Genomic DNA, 23,195 nt, shown 5'->3' with positions numbered 1-23,195 from the left:
CGGGGCCTCGAAGTTGGGCGATGACACGAAACGGACCGCACCGGTGGTGSYATTGATGTTGAAGAGGGCMGCGTCGGCRCCGCTGAGGCTGTAGCTCAGCGTKGBGCCCGCATCCGGGTCGGTGGAGGTGGCGGTGTATACAGTGCCAGAGCCGTTCTCAGCAAAGCTGGTTGTGGCAGCACTGGTCACCGTTGGCGCTTCGTTCACATTGGTCACCGTAATGGCCACAGCTTTGGTCGCGCTCAAGGTTCCGTTGTCCGTGGCTGTGACCACGACGTCATAGATGTTGTCTCCACCCGCATCGGCCGGGGCCTCGAAGTTGGGCGCGGACACGAAACGCACCACACCGGTGCTGGCATCGATGCTGAAGAGGGCAGCATCGGCACCACTTAGGCTGTAGCTGAGCGTAGTGCTCGCATCCGGGTCGGTGGCTGTGGCTGTGTACACCGCGCCAGAGCCGTTCTCGGCAAAGCTGGTTGTGGCAGCACTGCTCACCGTTGGCGCTTCGTTGACATTGGTCACTGTGATGGCCACAGCTTTGGTAGCGCTAAGGGTCCCGTTGTCCGTGGCCGTGACCACGATGTCATAGACGTTGTTACCGTCCGCATCAGCAGGGGCCTCAAAGTTGGGTGCAGACACAAAACTCACCACACCCGTGTTGCTGTTGATGTTGAACAGGTCCGCATCCGTACCGCTGAGGCTGTAGCTCAGCGTAGCGCCCGCATCCGGATCGGTAGCGCTGGCTGTGTACACCGCACCAGCGCCGTTCTCGGCAAAGCTGGTTGTGGCAGCACTGGTCACTGTCGGCGCATCGTTCACGTTCGTCACCGTGATGGCCACGGCTTTGGTGGCAGTCAAGCTTCCGTTGTCCGTGGCCGTGACCAAGATGTCATAAGAGTTGTTACCACCCGCATCGGCCGGGGCCTCGAAGTTGGGCGCTGACACGAAACGCACCACACCGGTGCTGGCATCGATGCTGAAGAGGGCAGCATCGGCACCACTTAGGCTGTAGCTCAACGTTGTGCTCGCATCCGGGTCGGTGGCGGTGGCGGTGTACACCGGGCCAGAGCCGTTCTCAGCAAAGCTGGCTGTGGCAGCACTGGTCACCGTTGGCGCTTCGTTCACGTTCGTCACCGTGATCGCCACCGTTTGGGTGTCACTCAGGCTGCCATCGGATGCCACGACATTGATGCTGTAGCTCGACTTGGCCTCAAAGTTGGGTGACGCATTGAAGGTGACTGCTCCGCTCGTGCTGTTGATGTTGAACAGGTCCGCGTCCGTGCCGCTGAGGCTGTAGCTCAGCGTAGCTCCCGCATCCGGGTCGGTGGAGGTGGCGGTGTATACAGTGCCAGAGCCGTTCTCAGCAAAGCTGGTTGTGGCAGCACTGGTCACCGTTGGCGCTTCGTTCACATTGGTCACCGTGATCGCCACAGAATGGATGTTGCTGCTCAGCGTGCCAGTTCCGTCATCCGTCGCCGTGACAGTGATGTCATAGACGTTGTTGCCTCCCGCATCAGTCGGGGCCTCAAAGTTCGGCGAAGCCTTGAAGCTCACCACACCCGTGCTGCTGTTGATGTCGAACAAACTCGCATCTGCCCCACCCAGGCTGTAGCTCAGCGCAGTCCCCGCATCAGGGTCGGTGGCACTGGCTGTGTACACCGCACCTGGGCCGTTCTCAGCATAGCTGGCTATAGCGGCGCTGCTCACCGATGGTGCTTCGTTGATATTGGTCACCGTGATGGCCACGGCGCGGTTACTGGCGTTGCCCGCCGCATCGGTGGCTGTGACGGTGATGTCATAGACGTTGTTGTTGCCCACGTCTGCAGGCGCCTCGAAGTTTGGTGACGTTTTGAAGCTCACCGCACCTGTGCTGGTATTGATGTCAAACCGACCCGCATCCGCTCCACCCAAGGCGTAGGTCAAGGTCGTGACGTCTGTAGCTGCCGTGTCGTAAACGATCCCCGTACCGTTTTCGGCAAAGTTGGCCGTGATGCCAGAAGTGAACACCGGATTGGTGTTGTCCACAATGAGGTTTGTAACCACCTGCCCCGTCGTGCCCGTCAACAGCGCCTGCGACGTCGTGTTGCCAATGATGCTCGCACCATTGAGGTTGATCGCGCTCACGCTCACCGAGCTGTCATCGCCCGCGCCTGCAGTTGCCGTGAAGCTCAAGCTGGTGGTACCAGAGCCGCCACTGTAAGTGGCCGTCAGGACTTGTCCGCCAACATCCAGCGTCAGGGTCGGCGTGCCGCCCGTGGTGTTGACGATCACCGCTTCGCTCAGCGTGGCCGTGAAGGTCAGTACGTCCCCACTGTTGGCAACAGCAACGTTGGAGGACAGCGCGGTAATGGTCGGTGCTGACACCACGCCCAGATTGAAGCTTTGCGTGACAGCCAAAGCGCCTCCGTCGGTGGCCGTGACTACAACCTGAGTTGAAGCCAGGTCTGCTGTGGCCGTGCCGCTGATCACGCCAGTAGCGCTGTTGATGCTCAAACCACTGGGCAAGCCCGTGGCGCTGAAGCTCAAGGTGCCGTTGGTGCCTGCGTCCACATCGGCAAAGTTGCCGCTGACGTTAAAGCTGAAGGACTGGCCGTTGACAGCCGTCTGTGTCGACACAGATCCCTGGGCCGTAGGCGCTTCGTTGATGTCCGTCACCGTAACAGCCACTGCTTTGGTGGCAGCCAAGAAGCCGTTGTCTGTGGCCGTGACCACGATGTCATAGACGTTGTTACCACCCGCATCGGCCGGGGCCTCGAAGTTGGGTGCCTCCGCGAAACGCACCACACCGGTGCTGGCATCGATGCTGAAGAGGGCAGAATCGGCACCACTTAGGCTGTAGCTCAACGTTGTGATCGCATCCGGGTCGGTGGCGGTGGCGGTGTACACCGGGCCAGAGCCGTTCTCAGCAAAGCTGGCTGTGGCAGCACTGGTCACCGTTGGCGCTTCGTTCACGTTCGTCACCGTGATCGCCACCGTTTGGGTGTCACTCAGGCTGCCATCGGATGCCACGATATTGATACTGTAGCTCGACTTGGCCTCAAAGTTGGGTGACGCATTGAAGGTGACTACTCCGCTCGTGCTGTTGATGTTGAACAGGTCCGCGTCCGTACCGCTGAGGCTGTAGCTGAGCACCGCACCCGCATCCGGGTCGGTGGAGGTGGCGGTGTATACAGTGCCAGAGCCGTTCTCAGCAAAGCTGGTTGTGGCAGCACTGGTCACCGTTGGCGCTTCGTTCACATTGGTCACCGTAATGGCCACAGCTTTGGTCGCGCTCAAGGTTCCGTTGTCCGTGGCTGTGACCACGACGTCATAGATGTTGTCTCCACCCGCATCGGCCGGGGCCTCGAAGTTGGGCGCGGACACGAAACGCACCACACCGGTGCTGGCATCGATGCTGAAGAGGGCAGCATCGACGCCACTTAGGCTGTAGCTGAGCGTAGTGCTCGCATCCGGGTCGGTGGCTGTGGCTGTGTACACCGCGCCAGAGCCGTTCTCGGCAAAGCTGGTTGTGGCAGCACTGATCACTGTTGGCGCTTCGTTCACGTTCGTCACCGTGATCGCCACCGCTTGGGTGTCACTCAGGCTGCCATCGGATGCCACGACATTGATGCTGTAGCTCGACTTGGCTTCAAAGTTGGGTGGAGCATTGAAGGTGACTACTCCACTCGTGCTGTTGATGTTGAACAGGTCCGCGTCCGCACCATCCAGGCTGTAGCTCAGTGCTGTGCCAGTATCAGGGTCGGTGGCGGTGGCGGTGTAGACAGTGCCAGAGCCGTTCTCGGCAAAGTTAGCTGTAGCTGCACTTGTCAATGTCGGCGCATCGTTCACGTTCGTCACCGTGATGGCCACAGCTTTGGTCGCGCTCAAGGTTCCGCTGTCCGTGGCCGTGACCACGATGTCATAGATGTTGTCTCCACCCGCATCAGCCGGGGCCTCGAAGTTGGGCGCGGACACGAAACGCACCACACCGGTGCTGGCATCGATGCTGAAGAGGGCAACATCGGCACCACTTAGGCTGTAGCTGAGCGTAGTGCTCGCATCCGGGTCGGTGGCGGTGGCTGTGTACACCACACCAGCGCCGTTCTCGGCAAAGCTGGTTGTGGCAGCACTGGTCACCGTTGGCGCTTCGTTCACGTTCGTCACCGTGATCGCCACCGTTTGGGTGTCACTCAGGCTGCCATCGGATGCCACGACATTGATGCTGTAGCTCGACTTGGCCTCGAAGTTGGGGGGAGCATTGAAGGTGACTACTCCACTCGTGCTGTTGATGTTGAACAGGTCCGCGTCCGCACCATCCAGGCTGTAGCTCAGCGCAGTCCCCGCATCCGGGTCAGTCGCACTGGCGGTGTACACCGCAGCTGACGCGTTCTCAGCAAAGCTGGCTGTGGCGGCACTGGTCACCATTGGCGCTTCGTTGACATTGGTCACCGTGATCGCCACAGACTGGTTGCTGGTGTTGCCCACACCATCGGTGGCCGTGACGGTGATGTCATAGACGTTGTTGTTGCCCACGTCTGCAGGCGCCTCGAAGTTCGGTGCCCCCTTGAAGCTCACCGCACCCGTGCTGGTGTTGATAGCGAAAAGGCTCGCATCCGCTCCACTCAGGGCGTAGGTCAAGGTCGTCAGGTCTGTAGCTGCCGTGGCGTAGACGATACCCGCACCGTTCTCAGCAAAGTTGGCCGTGGCACCGCTGGTAAAGGAAGGTGCCGTGTTGTCAACAATCAAGCCCGAAACCACCTGCCCCGTGATACCCGTCAATAGCCCCTGCGACGTCGTGTTGCCAATGATGCTCGCACCATTGAGGTTGATCGCGCTCACACTCACCGTGCTGTCATCGCCCGTGCCTGCCGTGGCCGTAAAGCTCAAGCTGGTGGTGCCAGAACCGCCACTGTAGGTGGCTGTCAGGACTTGTCCCCCAACATCCAGCGTCAGGGTCGGCGTGCCGCCCGTGGTGTTGACGATCACCGCTTCGCTCAGCGTGGCCGTGAAGGTCAGTGCGTCCCCACTGTTGGCAACGGCAGAGTTGGCGGCCAGAGCGGTAATGGTCGGCGCTGAGACCACATCCAGATTGAAGCTCTGCGTGACAGCCAAAGCACCACCGTCGGTGGCCGTGACAACGACCTGCGCGGAGGTTTGGTCTGATGTGGCCGTGCCGCTGATCACGCCCGTGGTGCTGTTGATGCTCAGCCCACTGGGCAAGCCCGTGGCGCTGAAGCTCAAGGTGCCGTTGGTGCCTGCATCCACATCGGCAAAGTTGCCGCTGACGTTAAAGCTGAAGGCCTGGCCGTTGACAGCCGTCTGGCTCGACACAGACCCCTGGGCCGTTGGCGCTTCATTGACGTCCGTCACCGTAATGGCCACAGCTTGTTCAGTGGCGTTACCCGCTGCATCGGTAGCGACCACCATGAAGCTGTAACTGGGCTGGGTCTCAAAATTGGGGTTTCCGGTCAAAGACACAGCACCCGTTTTGCTGTTGATGGTGAATGCTGAAGCATCAACAGTGTCGGCCTTAAGGCTGTAGCTAACGACAGATGCATCAGTGGATGCAGCGGTATAAATGATCTGCCCTTTGCCACTGCCCTCATCAATCGCCGCAGCCAATCCACCGGATGTTATTGACGGACCTGTCGCGTCAACAACGATCGTTGCCGTACGGACTGATTCGTTACCTGCTGCATCGACGGCCTTCAACTTGACGGTGTAATTGCCATCAATGAGTTCGGCATTGCTCAGGGTCAAGTTCTGAAGTGCGCCCGAACCAATGCCTGCCTCGGCATAACCTTCACCAATATCCAAGAACAAGGTTGCACCCTCTTCGGCGGTAAAACCAATGACCGGCTGACGTTGACTTGTTTTGGCATCACCCAGTGCACCAGTGTCGCTGACGTCTGCCAAGCGGACCAGTCCCAGCAAAGGGGCTAATGTGTCGACTGAAAAAGCCTTCTCCACGGCATTTGATCGGTTGCCTGCTGCGTCTACAGACACTGCAACCATCTTGATCTCAGCGCCCGAAGTTTCAAGTGCTTTGAAGTCTGCAGTGTTGAGGGTGTATGTCCATTGTCCTTGTTCATTCACCGTGAGTGCCTTGGTGATACCAGCCACTGTCAGTTCTAGTCTGGCACCTGCTTCTGCAGTGCCCGTCAATGAAACACCTTGGGTAACTTGAACGGCATTAATTAGGTTATTAAATGCAACGTCATTGATGACCGGGTCGTTTGGCGCCAACGTGTCTATTGCCACCGTGACGGTGGTCGAACCGGTGTAGTCATTTCCACCAACGGTACGGGTCTGTGAAGCGGTGATCTCTTTTCCAACACCTTGTTGCAAATCAATCAAATTCTCTGCAGTCAGTTGGTACGACCAGGCACCGCTAGATACCTGTGCCTGCCCTAGCATTATTTGTCCAGATGAAATGATCACAGGACCATTGATCAACTGGGCAGTCCCATGAATAACAGCATCGCCTTGTTGGGTACTGATCAACCGGTCTAAACCGCCAGCAGAAATGATATTGAGCACCGGTGGATTGACGATAGCCAGATCCAAAGTGTTACTTTGCGCACCTGCATTGCCAGCGCCATCGGTGTAGCCATCAGCCACCAGCTTAACGGTGCCTGCGGTGCCTTGAAGTGGAGCGGTGTAAGTGAGGGTATAAACCTGCTGCCCTCCCACCACCTGGGGACCACTCAAAGCTGTCAGCAAACCACCAGTAACTCCGAAGTCATCCAAACTTAGTCCACTGACAGCCTCGTTGAAGATTAATGTCAATTCAGTGGTGGCACCCGAAGCGAGATTATCTGTCGCTGCAAACAAGGTGACCTGTGGACCACTCAGGTCAACTTGCAGGGTTTGCGCCGCACTTCTTGGACTCACATTACCGACAAGGTCAACCACTTGGCTTGTCAAACTGTGTTGCCCTTCTTCTAATGGTGCAATGTTGATGTCGATGCGCCCAGAAGAAATGTGCGTTGCTGTCAAAAGCTTGCGCCCAACCTCAACAGCGCCATCGAACAGCACGACAGTATCGCCCTCCACGACGGCCTGACCGTCGGTGCTACTCACGTTCAGAAGCAGCTGCACAAGCGGTGTGCTGTCCTTCGTCAAGGCATCCACAGTCAAGCTAAGGGGAGCCGATGGTGCTATTTTGTCGAGAAATTGGCTTTGCGCTGTACTGATGCCTGAAACTGAATTGGCCGTACCAATTGCGGCATTGGCATCAAGCAGAGTACTTTGTGTGGCTTGACTGACGTCTAGACCAGACAGCGCTTGGCTCAAGACCAAACCATCAGAAAGACTGATCGGATTTTGGATTGTGTTGGCACTGTTATTCAGTACGATTGCCGCCAAATTGGACAGCACTTGGTCAGAGGCACCCTGAACATCAGCAGTTCCGCTGGACGCCAAAAATGTCAACGTAGCCAACTGTGCTGCCGCCTTTTGAGCCGCCACTGCGTTGTCGCCCTGTGCAGATAATGGATCGTACGAAGTAAGGCTTTGGCCTTCTGGCAGCAGTAATCCAAGGCTTTTTGCAACATCGCTGGCAGCGGTCTGCGCATCCACAGGCTCGCCTTGTTCCCGAGCTTGGTCAACAACAGCTTGCACCAGCGTCGTGATTGGGTTAACAGTGGTGGAACCTGCAGGTGCTTTCAATAACGCCACGTTGGGCAAGCCCGTGTCGATATTGACACCACCTTTGGCTACCAATGCGTAGCCTTGCGGATTGATACCCAATGGCAGGAAAAAATTACCGAAGCTATCGGTCACAACACCCATTAACTCTATCAGACCGTCAGGCCCGTCGAGATACATTTGAGCACCTCGGATATAACCGTCGGCTACCACACCACTGGACAGGTTGATCGAACCAACATCATTGCCCGCCGAATCTTGCACGGCAACCGCGTCATTCTCAGCACTGGGGTCGGCGTAAACAATGGTGAGCTGCAAATTACCTGAAACGATCACACCAGCTTCAAAAGTCAGAATAACGGTATCGCCCAGTGCACTCACACCGCTGGCCGTGACCGACTTTCCATTGACGGTGACAAGGAACGCGCTCGCAGCAGGTAAATTGTCTGGTGAGATTGGCTCACTGAACACCAGTTCTAAGGTCCCCGGTTGGGTACCGCCGTTGCTGTGCGCCTTCAGTTGCAGCAAATCAGGAAATTTTGTGTCCAGCGTGAAGGCCAAGGCAACGCTGCTGTCACTTGTGCTGCCCGCCAAATTGGTTTGACGCAAAATCACCGATTTTTGACCATCTCCTGCTAACGCCAAGCTGCTTCCTACACCCTCTTTCCAGGTCTGCCCACCATCGGTGCTGTATGACCAAGTGGCGTTTGGCTCTAAGCCAATGACATTCACGGTCCCATTGTTTGTCACCCCATCATTGCTTGAGCTGCCACTGTCAACCGCCAGGCTCAGCGTGGGCGCTGCTGGTTTGTTGATGACGTTGTCCTTTTGATCACGGACACCGCTACTACGCAACCAATCATTTCTGATAGACCCAAAGGCAAGAGCACTGCCCAAACCTATAGCAACAGAACCCATAACGGTGCTTGCACCTGATGCCAGGGCTTCACTTGGGGATGACTTGCCACTGCCCTCGGCAGGGGAATGACCACTGGCTTGGGCAAGCAATATCACATCATCAGTGTTTGCAGGGGCAATAGGTGACACCATATCCAGCGTGTCTTCAGAAGAAGCAATAGCTGATGCTTCGCCAAGTGGCGCATCTTCTTCTGATTGTTTTGCTTTAAAAGATACTCGTTCAATTTTGCGCAGCTGAGCGAGCTTTGATGCTGACGTTGCTTGCTCGCCAGACAGCAAAGATGAGGCCGAATTGGAAATTGAGTTTGGGTTTGCGAGACCGGGTGTTTTCAGAGCTTGATCAGCTGCTTTGGAAGATGCGGGTGTTTTGGAAGCCACTGTTAACCTCTGAATAGATATGATTTCAAAATACAATAATTAAAATTTATTCTGCCTCAAATTAAATTAAAAAAACTTTAAACGAAAAATTCAAACATTAAATTGATATACAAAGTAATGATTTCCAAATAATTGAAATTATTTTTAATTTAGTAAATTAAAATTTTACTTTTTAATTTTAATAAATATTTAAATAATAATTTTCAATTTAATTAAATTTATAATTAAATAAATACTTTACAGTACATTAATTATTGACTTTAGTTATATTAAGAGCTAAAAATAAAATTTTTGACGATTCAAAAGTATCAAAACATTCCGCTGCACAGCGGACACCCGGACAGCTGACGAAAGCTAGTGAAACAAGGGCCTGAGACCCAATTCCTCAAAGGCATCCATACAACGATTTTTCAATCGGAACCCTCGGCTTGTAATAGAGGATTTCCCGCCGCAATCTAGCCTAGCTGAACTAAGCCCCATCTCCCCAAGGGCGGTGCTCTCATCTATAAATAAAAGTATTCAACATGCGCCAAGTGCCTGATCAGCGTTTCAGACTTCAGCGTGCCAGATCAATAGTGAAAGCCCACCAAGCGATGGCTCACTGAAAAGGCGACCACCTCAAGCGATCAAATCAAAGCCGCCTGCACCGGCGCATCGGCCAGCCAGTCATACGCTGGCCAGGCTTGCAAAAACGCCGCACTCTCGGCTGCATTGGCCTGCAGCCAGTCGTCGTAGCGCTCGGGCGGCAAGATCACCACCGAGCGTTTTTCATCCTGCGGCTTGTGAAAATTGCGCATGAAAGGGTGTGCATCGGCGTTGATGGTCATCATGGTGAAGCTGTGCACCGTCTCGCCTGCGGGTGAGCGCCATTGCGCCCACAAACCGGCCAGGCCTATGGGCTCGCCACGGGCCAAGGTGATGCGCGTGGGCACGGCTTTGCCGCTGCGCCAATCGGGCTCAAAGATGGCGCTGACCGGGATGATGCAGTGCTGCCCACGCCGCCAGGCATCGCGAAAGCTGGGTTTTTCGGCCACGGTTTCGCTGCGGGCGTTGTAGGTGTGGCGGGCCATTTTGTCGTCTTTGGACCAGTGCGGAATCAGCCCGAAACTGCCCAGCAGCGCTTCACGCGGGGGCACGGCGTCGTCGCCCACATCGGCATGGGGGTGGCGGCGAATGAAGGTGCTTTTGTAGCCTGGCCAGACATCGCGCCGCGCCAACTCGCTGGGCAAGTCAACGCCAAAATGCTTTTGTAGCAGGGCCTTGTTGTGAGGGGATTCGTAGTGGGCACACATGGGTCAAATGGTCATCGAGCGGTTTCAAGGGCGAGCGGCCAACTGCTGCATGTGGGCAATCAGGTTCTGACGCGAGGGGTTCAGCACCACATCACAAGGCTTCGACGATGAAACGTTGGGATTGGGTGCGGCTAAGCTCTATCGCGGCGAGGGCGCCGCTCCTACAGTTAAAGGGGCTCTATCGCGGCTAGGGCGCGGCACCCACAAGAGAGCGGCTGGAGCGCACTTTGGCCGCCACCCAAAGGCCCAACAGCGCAAACACCACAAAGGCCACAAACGACCAGTTGGCGATGGAGCCGCCCAAAAAGGTCCAGTCAATCTTGGTGCAGTCGCCGCTGCCTTTGAAGATCATGGGAATGGCGCGGTTGATGGGAAAGTTTTCGACCATGCCGTAAAAGTCACGGCCACAGCTGACGACTTCAGGGGGGTACCACTGCAGCCAGCTTTGGCGGGCAGCCGTGAAGGCACCAAAACCCGCCACCAGCGCCAGCAACACACTTGACACCACAAGCCCCCAGCCGCGCAAACGCCAGCCGACAGCCCCCAACACCACCACACCGATCAGGGCATAACGCTGCACGATGCACATGGGGCAAGGGTTCAGGCCCACAACATGCTGCAAATACAGACCAAATGCCAGCATGCCGATGCCCGACAAGGCGATCAGGGCCAGCCAACGTGGGGGGGTGATGTTGTTCATGTTCATGGGCAAGGGGGTTACAAAAGCGAACGGGCGCATTGTGCGCCCGTGGGGTGACTGGCTGGGTGAAGCCGATCACATGGCCCCAGCCCCATCAGGCATTGCAGGGCCAAGCGCGACGCATCAAGCTTCAGCAAAAGCCCGCTCAATCACAAAGGCACCCGGTGTGCTGGTGTTGCCTTCCTTCAGGCCGCGTTCTTCGCAGATGCGTTTCAAGTCGCGCAGCATTTCGGGGGAGCCGCAGATCATGACGCGGTCGGTCTCGGGGTTGAGCGGGGGCAGGCCAAGGTCGGCAAAGAGTTTGCCGTTTTCCATCAACTCGGTCACCCGGCCCTGGTTTTTATAGGGCTCGCGGGTCACGGTGGGGTAGTACAGCAACTGCTTTGTCACCATCTCGCCCAGAAACTCGTTGGCTGGCAGTTCTTGGGTGATGTAGTCGTGGTAAGCCAGTTCATTGACTTGGCGAACACCGTGCACCAGGATGACTTTTTCGAAACGCTCGTAGGTTTCGGGGTCGCGGATGATGCTCATGAACGGGGCCAAGCCCGTGCCGGTGCCCATGAGGTACAGGTTTTTGCCAGGCAGCAGGTAGTCGCACAGCAGCGTGCCTGTGGGCTTGCGGCCCACGACGATGGTGTCGCCCACCTGGATGTGTTGCAGCCTAGAGGTCAGCGGGCCATCGGGCACCTTGATGCTCAAAAATTCGAGGTGCTCTTCGTAGTTGGCGCTGGCAATCGAATAGGCACGCAGCAGCGGTTTGCCGCTTTCCTGGCGCAGGCCAATCATGGTGAAGTGGCCGTTCGAAAAACGCAGGGCCTGATCGCGGGTGGTGGTGAAGCTGAACAAGCGGTCTGTCCAGTGGTGAACGCTCAAAACGCGTTCTTCGAGAAATGCACTCATTTGATTTGTGTTGGTTTGGGTTGGGGCCAGAGCCCCAATGCCGCTGAGGGATGCTGAAAGCTTGCTACAGTTGCGGCCTGCAAGAACACGAAGATGTCGCGGCCGCTGGGCAACAACGCGTATTTTCGTGCGATTCGTTCACAACTGGAAATACTGAAATTTTATATCCGTATAACCAGCGCTTCTTAAGATACATCAAGGCTCGACAACACCATGGCACGCACCGTTCAATGCATCAAACTCGGCAAAGAAGCCGAAGGTCTGGATTTTCCGCCCTACCCAGGCGATTTGGGCAAACGCATTTGGGAAGGCGTGAGCAAACAAGCCTGGGCCGACTGGCTCAAGCACCAGACCATGCTGGTCAATGAAAACCGCCTGAACCTGGCCGATTTGCGTGCCCGCCAATATCTGGCCCGCCAAATGGAAAACCATTTCTTTGGTGCGGGTGCCGATGCTGCGCAAGGCTACGTGCCCCCTGCAGCCTGAGCCCGAACCTGAACGCGCCAGCCCGGCAGCACTGGCATGTGCTGCAAACCGGGTTTGACCAAGGTCAGCATTTTTTGGCCACTTGGGCCTCTTGGGCCACCTCGGCAAGCTCGGCCAGTTCGCAGCGCGACCCTCACCGCCCTCGCCACTTGTTTTTCACGGTGGTGACCGATCAGCCTTTGCCGACTCGGTCGGCCTTGCAAGCTTGGCCGGTAGAGCCTGCACTGCAAACCTTCAAGGACGAGTGGCTGGCCGCGTGGCAAGGCATGTCACCGGGCACCCACCGCCTGGTGTTGGGGGGTGGGCACGTCCACTTGACCGTGCATGCAGGCCCTGCCGACAAGCTTGGGCGTGAACTCGATGTGCCTGCCGACCAAGTGCTGATGGGGGCTGAACACCTGACCCCGGCCTGGGCCAAACCCACCGAGCACCCGTTTTACAACACCCGCCGCAGCCAACAACACCTGAGGCAAGCCAAGCCGCCCACCCGCCGTGAGGTGGTGGTCATTGGCGCTGGCTTGTCGGGCTCGGCCGTGGCACACAGCCTGGCCCTGAGGGGGTGGCAGGTCACGGTGATTGAGCAAGGCACGGGTGTGGGTGCCGGTGCGTCTGGCTTGCCCGTGGGACTGGCGGCCCCCCATGTTTCACCCGATGACAGCGTGTTGTCGCGCATCACCCGCGCGGGTGTGAGGGCCACTTTGCAAAGGGCACAAACACTGCTGACTGCCGACACCGATTGGGCCCCCACGGGCGTGCTGGAGCACCGTGTGGAGGGCAAACGCAGTCTGCCCACCGGACCCGCCTGGCCCGACAGCGCCCACGAATGGAGCACCCCTGCCAGCGCCGAATACATCGCCGCTGCAGGCTTGCCACCCGGCTCACCCGCACTGTGGCATGGCCTGGCTGGCTGGATCAGACCGCGACAACTGGTGAGCGCCCAATTGCAAACACCCGGCATTCGGGTCATGTGGGGGCAAACAGCGGCCCGCGTGCAAACTGGCCCAGGCCACACCGATGACGGCGAAACACCATGGCAAGTGCTGGACCCACAAGGCCAAGAGCTGGCCCGTGCCAGCCTGGTGGTTTTGGCCAGCGCCTATGACACCCACCCCCTGTTGCAAGCCCTGTGCGCCGATGGCGAAAAACCACCGGTCCCACTGAACCCCTTGCGCGGGCAAATCAGTGCAGGAGAGATGCAGGCGCTGTCGTCTTCGCAACGTGCGCAACTGCCGCCGTTTCCAGTCAATGGCCACGGCAGCTTCATCAGCGGCGTGCCCACCCTCACCGGGCAAGCCGGCTGGTTCATCGGCTCGACCTTCGAGCGCCAATGCGTCAAGGCCCCGGTGCGAGAAGAAGACAATGCCGCCAACCAGCAGCGTTTGTCCACCTTGTTGCCACATCTGGGGGCCAGCCTGCAAGACCAGTTTGCACCCGGGCAGGTGCAGGGCTGGGCAGGTTTGCGCTGCACCTTGCCCGACCGCCTGCCTGCGGTGGGGCCGATCAACCCCCAGCGTTGGCCCGGGCTGTGGATGGTCTCAGGCATGGGGGCTCGGGGCATCAGCCTGGCCGTCATGGCCGGCGAACTCTGCGCGGCCTGGCTCGAAAACGAACCACTGCCCTTGGCACCCAGTCTGGCCCGGCACCTGATGACCGAGCGATTTTCTGTACAAACAGCCCCGGCAGGCTCAAAAAGATCACTTTAGAAATCTTCATGGTGTCTAATCCGCTCACTTCGTATTGAATTGTTTGCACCGCGCCATGAACTCCTGGACTGCCCCCGCCACCCTCGACCTTGACAGCTTGCCGCACAACGCGGCCCCGTCCGAGCTGACGCGCTTTGCCCAAGCGGTCACAGACCAAGGCAAAAGCCTGATGGTGGTGCGGTCTTCGTCCGAAGAATTGGACATGCTCATTGACAACCTTCAATCGTTGTGGCGCACCCATGCGCCCATGGTGCTTTTAGAGCACTGCAGCGGTCGCCACAGTGCGGGCTTGTTGGGGCTGGTCAATGCCACACTGGCCGAACGACCCCTGCACCTGGCCATGCAAACCCAAGACTGCACACCCTTGCAAAAGCTGTGTGTGGTGCGCGATGCAGAGTGTTTGACCGCCTCCGAACTGCTGCTCTTGCAAGGCATCATCGACGGATTTCCCGGCTGGCGCCTCGGTTTGGTGTTGTTGTTCAAAACCACGCTGGACACCTCAGAAAAGCTCAGCGCTATTTTGAATGCGCCCAGCAAAAACCTGATGATTTGGCAAATGCACAGCCCCGCCGCGCCTGCCGCCGCGCCCCGCCCTGCCCCCAAAGGCAAGCTGTGGTTGGCCGGCTTGTTGGGCCTGGCCGTGCTGGCTGCCGCCGTGGTCTCGCAACGCCCGGCCACAGCCCCCGCTGCGTCCACATCGCCTGGTTTGGCCCAAACCAGGCCAGCCAGCCCAGACGCCTCAATCGCCAGTGCCACACCAGAGGCACGCGGCTTGGGTGAAAGCAGCGCCCAAGCGGCTGGAGAAAACCAAGCTGCCCCCTCTATGGCCACACAAGTGCCATCTGCTGCGGCACCCACAGCCTCATCCACATCCGCCTCTGCCCCCGAATCCACCAGCGCAGCGCCATCCAGTGCCGCCGTGGCCGCCGCCTCTGAACCCAGCGCCGCGGCCACACCACTGCCCCCTGTGCCCGAGGCAGCGCAGCGCGGTTACCGCTGGCTGGCCGCCATCCCCAAAGACTATTTTCTGATCCTGCACGGCAGCCACAGCAGCGCCGCACAAGCCAAACGACAAATCGACTCTAAAGCCGAGTTGGTCAACGCCCGCATGATCATGCTCAAGCCCACCGACACAGAGAGCACACGTTTTTGGGTGGTCACTGGGCCGTTTCGCTCGCAAGAGCGGGCAGAAAACTTCAGACTCCGTCAAAACCTGCCCGTGTCCACGCTGATTTTGGAAGCCGGTGACGTGCTCAAGCGCAGCCGACCAGTGCCCAAAGCCAAAGCAGGCTGAAGCCCTTACTTCATCGCTTGCGCCGGGCGGCAAGCCTTCAAACAGGCATCGCTTGCTTGCTCGTTTTTGCCATCGGCATAAGGCCACTGCACCAAGGTGACTTTGCCGCCGCGTGGGTAAAGCTTGCCCACATAGGCCTCTACCAAGCAAGCAAAAAGGACTGTCATTGCCGTCCATGAGCCTCTCGCTGATGGCACATAGAACCAGCGGGGTGCGCGCATCAAAAAAACGAGGCCATGCTCAGCAAAGCCCCCGCTGATAATGGACTGACCATGAACGGACGCCAATTCACCCAACTTGTTCTTTTGTCCGCCGTTTGGGGCGGCTCGTTTCCGCTCATCCGCGTGGCCGCCCCGGCTTTTGGCCCCATCACCATGGCTTGTCTGCGTTGCGCCCTGGCGGCGCTGGTGCTCAGCGCCATCATGCGCTGGACGCGCCAGGCCTGGCCGGCACGCCAACACTGGCGCTCGCTCACCGGGCTGGGTATCTTGACCTTGGTGGTGCCCTTTGTCTTGTACAACTGGGCCGGTCTGATCTTGCCGGCCGGGTATTCGGCTGTGCTCAACGCCACCGCCCCCATGTTTGGGGTCTTGGCCGGGGTCATGCTGGCCCAAGAACGGTTCACCCCCAGCAAACTGCTGGGCTGTGGCATCGGTCTGCTGGGCGTGACGCTGTTGCTGGGCTTGGGGCCCGTGAACCCGAACCTGAAAGTGCTGCTGGCCACCTTGGCCTGCGTGGTGGCCGCTGGCTGTTATGGCTTTGGGGCCATCTTCATGAAGCGAGCCACCCTGGCCCACCATGCGCTGCCCGCCTCAGCGGTGGTGCACCTGACCAGCGCTCTGGTGCTGGTGCCCGCAGCGGCTGCCACCGCCCCCAGCCAAGCGGTGGGCCTGCCCGCGCTGCTGGCTTTGTTGGTGCTGGGCGCAGTCACCTCGGGCTTCACTTACTGGATCAGCATGCGCCTGATGCGGGACATCCCGGCCAGCGCTTCCACCTCGTCGGCTTTTTTGATTCCCCTTTTTGGCGTGACCTGGGGGGCCCTGTTTTTGGACGAACCCCTCACACCCGGCCTGCTGCCAGGTGTGCTGCTCATCTTGATCGCTTCGGCATTGCTCACCGGATTCAACCCCTTTCGAACCTTTCAACGCAGCAAGCACTGAGCCAGGGTCCAACATCCTCTTATAAGCCTCAAGAATATATACCCAACTAAAAAATCGTTTGTTTAGGCATAAAGACGCCTTAAAGTCGCCCCCATGGTTGATTTGGCTTATGTCTTTGCAGGTTTCTTCGTAGGCACCATCGTGGGCCTGACGGGGGTGGGCGGTGGGTCCTTGATGACGCCGCTCTTGATCTTTTTCTTTGGCGTCAAGCCCTACATGGCGGTCGGCACCGACTTGCTGTTTGCGGCTTTCACCAAACTGGGCGGCACCATCAGTTTTGCCCGCCAGCGCATCGTGCCCTGGCGCGTGGTGGGCTTGCTGAGCGCGGGCAGCATTCCGGCCTGCTTGGTGACCCTGGGCTTTTTGCACTGGGTGGGGCCTGCCGATCCCAAAGTGCAGTCGTTGATGACCACCACTTTGGGTGTGGCCTTGCTGCTGACGGCTGCGGCCATGCTTTACAAAGCTGTGCGTGGCAAGCAAGTGCCCCGCCACTTGGCCAGTGCGGACGAAGCCCATGCGAGCACCCCACGCCACTGGAGCCTGCCGGTGGTGTTCGGCGCCCTGATTGGCACCTTGGTCACCCTCACCTCGGTCGGCGCGGGTGCCATTGGCGTCACAGTTTTGCTCTTGCTTTACCCCATGCTGCCCCTGCCGCGCATCGTGGCCGCCGACATCGCTTATGCCGTGCCGCTCACGCTGGTGGCGGGGCTGGGCCATGCCTCATTGGGGTCTGTCGACTGGCCTTTGCTGGCCAAGCTGCTGGCGGGCTCACTCCCTGGCATCTGGCTGGGCTCGCGCCTGACCCACCACACGCCCGATCGCGTGATCCGTTCCTTGCTTTCCGTCTTGCTGGCCTGGGCTGGCACCAAACTCGTTTTGATCTGAAGAAGTCCCCTCATGTACCAATACACCGAATTTGACAAACAGTTCGTGCGTGCCCGCGCTGCACAACACCGCGACCAACTCGAGCGCTTTGAAGCCGGGCAACTCAGCGGCGATGAATTCAAACCCCTGCGCCTGCAAAACGGCTGGTACGTGCAGCGCTACGCGCCCATGCTGCGCGTGGCCGTGCCTTATGGCGAAATCTCGGCACCCCAGCTCCAAGTGCTGGGCCAAATTGCCCGCGAATACGACACGCCCGACCCTGCCCTGCTGGCCGAAGCCCAGGCCACACAAGACAAAATTGCTGGCTTGGCCCCCAAGCTGACCACCAACTACGGCCACTTCACCACCCGCCAGAACGTGCAGTTCAACTGGATTCCGCTGTCCAAATCGGCCGACGTGATGGACCTTTTGGCCAGCGTGGACCTGCACGGCATCCAGACCAGCGGCAACTGCATCCGCAACACCACCACCGACGAGCTGGCCGGTGTGGCCGTGGACGAAGTGGTCGACCCACGCCCCTATGCAGAGCTGATCCGCCAGTGGAGCACGCTGCACCCCGAGTTCGCGTTTTTGCCGCGCAAGTTCAAGATCGCCATCACGGGCGCTGCTGAAGACCGCGCCGCCATTGGCTGGCACGACGTGGGCCTGCAAATGGTGAAGAACGCGGCTGGCGAAGTGGGCTTCAAGGTGCTGGTGGGCGGCGGCATGGGCCGCACGCCCGTGGTGGGCACGCAGATCCGCGAGTTCCTGCCCTGGCACCAGATCATGAATTACCTCGAAGCCGTGATCCGCGTGTACAACCGCTGGGGCCGCCGCGACAACCTGTACAAGGCCCGCATCAAGATTTTGGTCAAGGCCGAAGGCCAGCGCTACTTTGACGAAGTCGAAGCCGAGTACCAGGACATTCTGGTCAAGGACGGCGGCCTGCACACCATCCCGCAAGCCGAATTCGACCGCGTGGCCGCCTGCTTTGCCGTGCCTGCGCTGAACCTGCCTACCGCCACTGCCGAATGGGCAGCCAAAGCCGAAGCAGATGTCAGCATCGAAGCGGCTAAAACGCCCGCCTTTGGCCGCTGGATCGCGCAAAACGTCAAGCCCCACCAGAACCCGGCCCTGCGTGCCGTGAGCCTGTCCTTCAAGCGCGTGGGCCAGGCCCCCGGAGACGCCACCGCCGACCAGCTCGATGCCGCTGCGGCGCTGGTGGCCCAATATTCCGCTGGCGAAGCCCGCGTGACCCACACCCAAAACCTGGTGCTGCCCTGGGTGCGCCTGGACCAGCTGCACGCCCTGTGGCTCGAAGCCAAAGCCCTGGGCCTGGCCCAGCCCAACATTGGTTTGCTGACCGACATGATCGCCTGCCCCGGCGGCGACTACTGCGCCTTGGCCAATGCCCGTTCACTGCCTTTGGCGGCCGCCATCACCGAGCGCTACCAGGATCTGGACGAGCTGAACGACCTGGGCCACATCGACTTTCACATCAGCGGCTGCATCAACTCCTGCGGTCACCACCACTCGGGCCACATCGGCATTTTGGGCGTGGACAAAGACGGCAAGGAGTGGTACCAGGTCACGCTGGGCGGCTCGGACGGCAAAGCGCTGTCAGGCCCCACCGTGGCGGGCAAGGTGGTCGGACCTTCGTTCTCATCGTTTGAAGTGCCCGACGTGATCGAAGCGATTTTGGACACTTACAAGGCCCTGCGCACCAGCCAAGGCCACAAGGCCGAAGCCTTCATCGACACCCTGCGCCGCGTGGGGCAAGAGCCGTTCAAAGCAGCCGCCAACGCCGCCCGCCACCCCGCCGAGGAAACCACCGCCTGACCCCCTTTGTAGGAGCGACGCCCCCGTCGCGATCAAGCCACGCATACCACCAAGAATCGCCCCGAGGGCGGGGCTCCTACAACATGCACAACATCCAACGCCACTCAACATCGCCTCGAGGCCGGGGCTCCTGCAACATGCACGACATCCAACACCACCCACCATCGCCCCGAGGGCGGGGCTCCCACAACCTGCACAGCATCCCCTTGTAGGAGCGACGCCCTCGTCGCGATGAGCTTCAAATCGCAGCGAGGGTGCCTCTCCTGCACCAGAAAAGAACGACCATGAACATCCTCTCCTCATCCGAACACCAAACCATTGAATCGCCAGAGGTCCTCACACTGGCCAACGATGCCGACCCGCGAACGCTCGATCTGAATGGTGTGACGCGCATCGATCTGCAGTTCCCCAAATTCACCGACGGCCGTGCCTACAGCCAGGCCTTTTTGCTACGCCGCCGTTTGGGCTTTGCAGGCGAATTGCGTGCCACGGGCGATGTGCTGATTGACCAATTGGTGCAAATGCAGCGCACCGGTTTTGACGTGGCCGTGCTGCGTGAAGGCGTGGACGCCTCGGCAGCGCAGCGCCAGTTTGAGCGCTTTGACGGGTTCTACCAAGGCTCGGCTGTCGAAACCCAACCGCACTTTGCCGTAGGAGCGACGCCCCCGTCGCGATAACTTCCGGACATTCACCACCGCTTCATCGCCACGAGGGCGTGGCTCCTACAGACAACATCCATGACTTCCAGCCTGATTTCTTCTCGCAATGCTCCGGTCAAAGCCACCGAGCAAAACGCCAAGGCCAGCCCTGACTTTGCCAACAAACTGGCCGAGACCCAAGCCTTGCTGCAACGCGCGGCCACCGAGTTCACCCCCGTGACCCAAGCCTCCAGCCTGGGTGCCGAAGACGTGGTGATCACGCACCTGATCAACAGCCTGCAGCTCGACATCCCGGTCTTTGTCCTGGAAACAGGTGCGCTGCACACCGAGACCCTGGCCCTGCTCGAGCGCACCCAAGCTCATTCGCAAGCCCCCATCAAGGTGTACCGCCCTGTGTCCGAATCGGTCATCCAGTTTGTGCGTGAAAAAGGTCAGGACGCGATGTACCAGAGCATCGACTTGCGCAAGGCCTGCTGCGGCGTGCGCAAGATGGAACCGCTGGCCCGCGCCCTGAAAGGCCAGAAGGCTTGGATCACGGGTCTGCGCCAAGAGCAATCCAACGCCCGCGCCGAGGTGCCTTTGCTCGATGAGAGCGAAGTGGCCACCAAGGCTTTGTACAAGTTCAACCCGCTGGCCAAATGGACCTGGGGTGACGTGTGGCACTACATCGCCGAAAACCAGGTGGACTACAACCCCTTGCACGACGAGTTTTTTCCGAGCATCGGCTGCGCCCCTTGCACCCGCGCCATCAGCCTGGGCGAAGAGTTCCGCGCCGGGCGATGGTGGTGGGAAGACGAGGCGGCCAAGGAATGTGGCCTGCACGTCAAGAAATGAATCCCTCGTAGGTCGGTGGCTTCAGCCCCGACATGCAAGGACCCCGTAGGTCGGCAGCTTGAGCTCCGACATGCAACCTTGGATAACAGACAACGTCGGGGCTAAAGCCACCGTCCTACAAAAACCTTTACAAAAAGCCCAACATGACCGCCTTCACCCCCACCGAACTGCACACCCTGAGCAACGCCCACCTGGACGCACTGGAAGAAGAAACCATCTTCATCCTGCGCGAAGTCGCCGCCGCTTTCGAGCGTCCCACCCTATTGTTTTCGGGCGGCAAGGACTCGCTGGTCATGCTCAAGTGCGCCGAAAAAGCTTTCGGCGCAGGCCGCATCCCCTACCCGCTGCTCATGATCGACACCGGCCACAACTTCACCGAAGTGACCGACTTCCGCGACGCGCGTGCCAAAGAACTGGACGCTGAGCTGATCGTGCGCAGCGTCGAAGACTCCATGAAAAAAGGCACCGTGCGCCTGGCCCACCCCGGCGAGAGCCGCAACGTGCACCAGTCGGTCACGTTGCTCGAAGCGATTGAAGAGTTCCGCTTTGACGCGCTGATCGGTGGTGCCCGCCGCGACGAAGAAAAGGCCCGCGCCAAAGAGCGCATCTTTTCGCACCGCGACAGCTTTGGCCAATGGCAGCCCAAGGCGCAGCGGCCCGAACTGTGGACGTTGTTCAACCACAAGCTGCAACCGGGCGAGCACTTTCGCGTATTCCCCATCAGCAACTGGACCGAGCTGGACGTGTGGCAATACATTGCCCGCGAACGCATTGCGCTGCCCTCGATCTACTACACCCACAAACGTGAAGTGGTGGACCGCCGGGGCCTGCTGGTGCCGGTGACCGAGCTGACACCCACCAAAGACGGCGAAAAAGTGGTGGTGCGCGACGTGCGTTTTCGCACCGTGGGCGACATCACTTGCACTTGCCCGGTGGAGAGCACCGCGTCTACGCCTGAGCAGATCGTGATCGAGACGCTGGCGGCCGATGTGAGTGAGCGCGGCGCGACCCGCATGGACGACAAGACGTCCGAGGCTTCGATGGAGAAGCGCAAAAAAGACGGCTATTTCTGATCAGGAAGCAAAAGACATGCACAACAACCAACATTTCTCAGCCCTCAAATTCATCACCTGCGGCTCGGTCGACGATGGCAAAAGCACGCTGATTGGCCGCCTGCTGGTCGACACCAAGGCGGTGCTGCAAGACCACCTGGCCGGGGTGCAGCGGTCGGGCGAAACCGACTTGGCCCTGCTGACCGACGGCCTGAGCGCCGAGCGCGAACAAGGCATCACCATTGACGTGGCCTACCGCTACTTCAACACCGAAGCGCGCAAGTTCATCATCGGTGACGCGCCCGGCCACGAGCAGTACACCCGCAACATGGTCACCGCCGCATCGAGCGCCGACGCCGCCGTGGTGCTGGTCGACGCCATCAAGCTCGACTGGGCCAACCCCAACTTGCAACTGCTGCCGCAAACACGCCGCCACTCGCTGCTGGTGAACCTGCTGCGTGTGCCCTCCATCGTGTTCGCCATCAACAAGCTCGACGCTGTGACCGATGCCACTGTGGCTTACCAAAACATCGCGCGGGCGTTGAACAAATTCGCCCAAGAAGCGGGCATCACCGTCACCGCCATGGTGCCCGTGTCGGCGCTCAAGGGCTGGAACGTGGTGACCACCGAGAACAACGACCAGCCTGACTGGTGCGGCTACACCGGCCCCAGCCTTTTGAGCATCCTTGAAGACCTGCCCGTCACCCCGGCCGAGACCGATGTGGCCTTCAGCTTCCCGGTGCAGTGGGTCGAAAAATTCCATGACTCCGGCGTCACCACCCAGGGCCGACGCGTGTTCTGGGGCCGTGTGGCCACCGGCAGCATCGCGCCGGGCCAGACCGTCAAGGTCTTCCCCAGCGGCCAAACCGCCGTGGTGTCCCAAGTGCTGTCGGCCACCCGCCAGCCGCAAAACAAAGCCGCAGGCCACAGCGCAGGCATCGTCCTCGACCGCGAGGTGGATGTGTCGCGTGGCGACTGGCTGCTGGCCGCCGAGGGCGCTCCTGAGGGCCAGCGCCAGCTGAGCACCACCATCGCCTGGATGGACGACGAGCCCTTGGTGGCGGGCCGCCTGTACTGGGCGCTGCACGGCCACCGCTGGGTCAAAGTGAAGGTGCAGCGCGTGGTGCACCGCCTGAACGTGAACACCTTGGCCGAAGAAGAAGCCAGCGAACTGCCCCCCAACGCCATTGGCCATGTCACGCTGGCCCTGCAAGAGCCGCTGGCGACCCTGCCCTTTGCCCAGTCGCGCATTTTGGGTGCGCTGGTACTGGTGGACACGGCCAGCCACAAAACCTCGGGGGCTGTGCTGGTGAACTGAGTCGACATGTCGGGGCTGAAGCCACCGACCTACAGGTTCATTTCATGCCGGGGCTCAAACCACCGGATGACACCATGATTTTGTAGGTCGGTGGCTTCAGCCCCGACAAATCGACCCGCATCGCCCGCACCACCGGTTGACACCATGATTTTGTAGGTCGGTGGCTTCA

At 59.4% G+C, this 23,195-nt stretch carries 15 protein-coding genes; 10 read left to right on the top strand and 5 right to left on the bottom strand.

Translation table 11 applies throughout. The annotated features are described in order from the left end of the window. The 4 genes from AMM41_RS19920 to AMM41_RS19905 form a co-directional block, all read right to left on the bottom strand. On the bottom strand, positions 1-8,361 hold an 8,361-nt coding region (locus AMM41_RS19920; protein ID WP_194944893.1), incomplete at its 3' end, for a cadherin domain-containing protein. Positions 8,362-9,551: 1,190 nt separating this feature from the next. Further along, entirely contained in the window at positions 9,552-10,217 is a 666-nt protein-coding gene (locus tag AMM41_RS19915; protein ID WP_089963469.1) for an SOS response-associated peptidase, read from the bottom strand. A gap of 187 nt (positions 10,218-10,404) precedes the next feature. Further along, positions 10,405-10,923, bottom strand: a complete 519-nt coding sequence (locus tag AMM41_RS19910) for a disulfide bond formation protein B (protein WP_089963468.1) — start codon at positions 10,921-10,923, stop codon at positions 10,405-10,407. 117 nt (positions 10,924-11,040) lie between these two features. Beyond that, positions 11,041-11,817 (bottom strand): ferredoxin--NADP reductase, encoded by a 777-nt coding sequence (locus AMM41_RS19905; protein ID WP_089963466.1) that lies wholly within the window; start codon positions 11,815-11,817, stop codon positions 11,041-11,043. 213 nt (positions 11,818-12,030) lie between these two features. Here AMM41_RS19905 and AMM41_RS19900 point away from each other — a divergent pair, with 213 nt between their 5' ends. From AMM41_RS19900 to AMM41_RS22400, 3 genes are read left to right on the top strand one after another with little or no spacing between them, the layout of a single operon-like run. After that, on the top strand, positions 12,031-12,303 hold the full coding sequence (locus AMM41_RS19900) for an oxidative damage protection protein (RefSeq protein ID WP_089963464.1): 273 nt from the start codon (positions 12,031-12,033) through the stop codon (positions 12,301-12,303). A 38-nt stretch (positions 12,304-12,341) separates the two neighbouring features. Continuing rightward, a complete protein-coding gene (gene mnmC, locus AMM41_RS19895) occupies positions 12,342-14,006 on the top strand; it encodes an FAD-dependent 5-carboxymethylaminomethyl-2-thiouridine(34) oxidoreductase MnmC1 (RefSeq protein WP_228769376.1) in 1,665 nt (554 codons plus the stop codon). 55 nt (positions 14,007-14,061) lie between these two features. Continuing rightward, positions 14,062-15,300, top strand: coding sequence for a hypothetical protein (locus tag AMM41_RS22400; RefSeq protein WP_089963462.1), 1,239 nt, complete (start codon positions 14,062-14,064; stop codon positions 15,298-15,300). Positions 15,301-15,305: 5 nt separating this feature from the next. Here the strand turns inward: AMM41_RS22400 and AMM41_RS22065 are convergent, their stop codons facing one another. Next, positions 15,306-15,467: a hypothetical protein gene (locus tag AMM41_RS22065; RefSeq protein ID WP_158273301.1), complete on the bottom strand. Its 162-nt coding sequence runs from the start codon at positions 15,465-15,467 to the stop codon at positions 15,306-15,308. 105 nt (positions 15,468-15,572) lie between these two features. On the opposite strand from AMM41_RS22065, the gene AMM41_RS19885 reads away from it, so the two are divergent. From AMM41_RS19885 to AMM41_RS19855, 7 genes are all read left to right on the top strand, one after another. After that, complete coding sequence (locus tag AMM41_RS19885; RefSeq protein ID WP_089963474.1) at positions 15,573-16,460, top strand: DMT family transporter; 888 nt, start codon at positions 15,573-15,575, stop codon at positions 16,458-16,460. Between the two features lie 93 nt (positions 16,461-16,553). Then, a complete protein-coding gene (locus AMM41_RS19880) occupies positions 16,554-17,345 on the top strand; it encodes a sulfite exporter TauE/SafE family protein (RefSeq protein ID WP_089963460.1) in 792 nt (263 codons plus the stop codon). Positions 17,346-17,357: 12 nt separating this feature from the next. Continuing rightward, positions 17,358-19,163, top strand: coding sequence for a nitrite/sulfite reductase (locus AMM41_RS19875; protein ID WP_089963458.1), 1,806 nt, complete (start codon positions 17,358-17,360; stop codon positions 19,161-19,163). 284 nt (positions 19,164-19,447) lie between these two features. Beyond that, positions 19,448-19,840, top strand: a complete 393-nt coding sequence (locus AMM41_RS19870; RefSeq protein ID WP_089963456.1) for a DUF934 domain-containing protein — start codon at positions 19,448-19,450, stop codon at positions 19,838-19,840. 60 nt (positions 19,841-19,900) lie between these two features. Next, entirely contained in the window at positions 19,901-20,656 is a 756-nt protein-coding gene (locus AMM41_RS19865) for a phosphoadenylyl-sulfate reductase (protein ID WP_089963454.1), read from the top strand. A gap of 143 nt (positions 20,657-20,799) precedes the next feature. Further along, positions 20,800-21,729, top strand: a complete 930-nt coding sequence (cysD, locus tag AMM41_RS19860) for a sulfate adenylyltransferase subunit CysD (protein ID WP_089963452.1) — start codon at positions 20,800-20,802, stop codon at positions 21,727-21,729. 16 nt (positions 21,730-21,745) lie between these two features. Beyond that, positions 21,746-23,026, top strand: a complete 1,281-nt coding sequence (locus AMM41_RS19855) for a sulfate adenylyltransferase subunit 1 (protein ID WP_089963449.1) — start codon at positions 21,746-21,748, stop codon at positions 23,024-23,026. Positions 23,027-23,195: the final 169 nt, after the last annotated feature.

Origin of the sequence: Limnohabitans sp. 2KL-3 (assembly GCF_001269405.1) — a bacterium.
GTDB lineage: Bacteria > Pseudomonadota > Gammaproteobacteria > Burkholderiales > Burkholderiaceae_C > Limnohabitans_A.
Note: the sequence above shows the minus strand (reverse complement) of the source record. Positions and strands in the feature narration are given on the sequence as shown.

Excerpts from the sequence above, each read along its gene's own strand:
- AMM41_RS19915 (WP_089963469.1), bottom strand. The coding sequence starts at position 10,217 with ATGTGTGCCCACTACGAATCCCCTCACAACAAGGCCCTGCTACAAAAG.
- AMM41_RS19910 (WP_089963468.1), bottom strand. The coding sequence starts at position 10,923 with ATGAACATGAACAACATCACCCCCCCACGTTGGCTGGCCCTGATCGCC.
- AMM41_RS19905 (WP_089963466.1), bottom strand. The coding sequence starts at position 11,817 with ATGAGTGCATTTCTCGAAGAACGCGTTTTGAGCGTTCACCACTGGACA.
- AMM41_RS19900 (WP_089963464.1), top strand. The coding sequence starts at position 12,031 with ATGGCACGCACCGTTCAATGCATCAAACTCGGCAAAGAAGCCGAAGGT.
- AMM41_RS22400 (WP_089963462.1), top strand. The coding sequence starts at position 14,062 with ATGAACTCCTGGACTGCCCCCGCCACCCTCGACCTTGACAGCTTGCCG.
- AMM41_RS22065 (WP_158273301.1), bottom strand. The coding sequence starts at position 15,467 with ATGACAGTCCTTTTTGCTTGCTTGGTAGAGGCCTATGTGGGCAAGCTT.
- AMM41_RS19885 (WP_089963474.1), top strand. The coding sequence starts at position 15,573 with ATGAACGGACGCCAATTCACCCAACTTGTTCTTTTGTCCGCCGTTTGG.
- AMM41_RS19880 (WP_089963460.1), top strand. The coding sequence starts at position 16,554 with ATGGTTGATTTGGCTTATGTCTTTGCAGGTTTCTTCGTAGGCACCATC.
- AMM41_RS19875 (WP_089963458.1), top strand. The coding sequence starts at position 17,358 with ATGTACCAATACACCGAATTTGACAAACAGTTCGTGCGTGCCCGCGCT.
- AMM41_RS19870 (WP_089963456.1), top strand. The coding sequence starts at position 19,448 with ATGAACATCCTCTCCTCATCCGAACACCAAACCATTGAATCGCCAGAG.
- AMM41_RS19865 (WP_089963454.1), top strand. The coding sequence starts at position 19,901 with ATGACTTCCAGCCTGATTTCTTCTCGCAATGCTCCGGTCAAAGCCACC.
- cysD (WP_089963452.1), top strand. The coding sequence starts at position 20,800 with ATGACCGCCTTCACCCCCACCGAACTGCACACCCTGAGCAACGCCCAC.
- AMM41_RS19855 (WP_089963449.1), top strand. The coding sequence starts at position 21,746 with ATGCACAACAACCAACATTTCTCAGCCCTCAAATTCATCACCTGCGGC.